The organism is Bacteroides sp. 1_1_14 (assembly GCF_000162515.1).
Lineage (GTDB): Bacteria > Bacteroidota > Bacteroidia > Bacteroidales > Bacteroidaceae > Bacteroides > Bacteroides thetaiotaomicron.
Map to the genome: position 1 here is coordinate 1 of NZ_GG774744.1, position 972 is coordinate 972.

At 40.7% G+C, this 972-nt stretch carries 1 protein-coding gene and 1 pseudogene; both read left to right on the forward strand.

The genetic code is table 11. The features are described 5' to 3' along the window. Nucleotides 1–497 (forward strand): tyrosine-type recombinase/integrase (locus tag HMPREF9007_RS00105; protein ID WP_032850882.1); only part of this gene is annotated, 497 nt, incomplete at its 5' end. Between the two features lie 61 nt (nt 498–558). Further along, a pseudogene (locus HMPREF9007_RS00100) lies at nt 559–972 on the forward strand (SMI1/KNR4 family protein); the annotation flags it as partial.

Genomic DNA, 972 nt, shown 5'->3' on the forward strand with positions numbered 1-972 from the left:
TGCGCTTCTTCTGCATGTTCTCCATACTCTATTCCGCAGGATTGCGCATCAGCGAACTGCTGGAACTGAAACCCGGCGACATCAACGAATCCCGCTCCCTGATACGGGTGCGGCAGGGTAAAGGAAAAAAAGACCGCTACACCCTGCTATCAAAACCGTTGATGAAAAAGCTGACGGAATATAACAGACTATACAAACCGAAAGTGTGGCTTTTTGAACACAGACCGGGCGAACCTTTCACCGAGAGTATCGTGTCGAAACGGCTGAAGGCAGCGGCCCGGGAAGCGGGAATCACGAAACGGATTTATCCGCACCTGCTGCGCCATTCGTTCGCCACCCACTTGCTGGAGCAAGGAACCGACATCAAGATTGTGAAAGAGCTTATGGGACATAACAACATCAAGACAACGGAAAGGTATGTCCACATAGCCGACACTTTCAAAAGCAATATCAAAAGCCCGTTGGACGATCTGTTGATGGAGGAAGACGAGGTCTGATACTTAAAGAAAATAACAGCCAAATCGGCTGATAGTATAACGTTATCTGCCCATAAAAAGAATGAATATGAAGATAGAATTAGAAAATTGTCAAAAAAGTCTTACTCTCAAAGATTTTGAAGAAGTTGAGAGCAAGTTGGGTCATGTTTTGCCGGAAAGACTGAAAGAGTTCTATTTGCAATATAATGGAGGAGAACCTAAACAGCAAACCATCTCCATAAACAAATATTACGAAGTGGAAATTAGAATTTTCCAACCGTTCAAATATAATAAGAGTTTTAAAAAATGCTCTTTTTCATACTGTTGAAGGAGAAACCTTGGAGCATCGTAGTTCTAATTCGATTTCTGACAATATTCTGCTATTTGCCAGTGGACATAACAATTTGAGAAATATTGGTGTAATTGCAATCAATATAAAAAACAGAGCTGTATATTTTTATAAAATTATTGGTTTTGTAAAAAAATTAGCGATGCA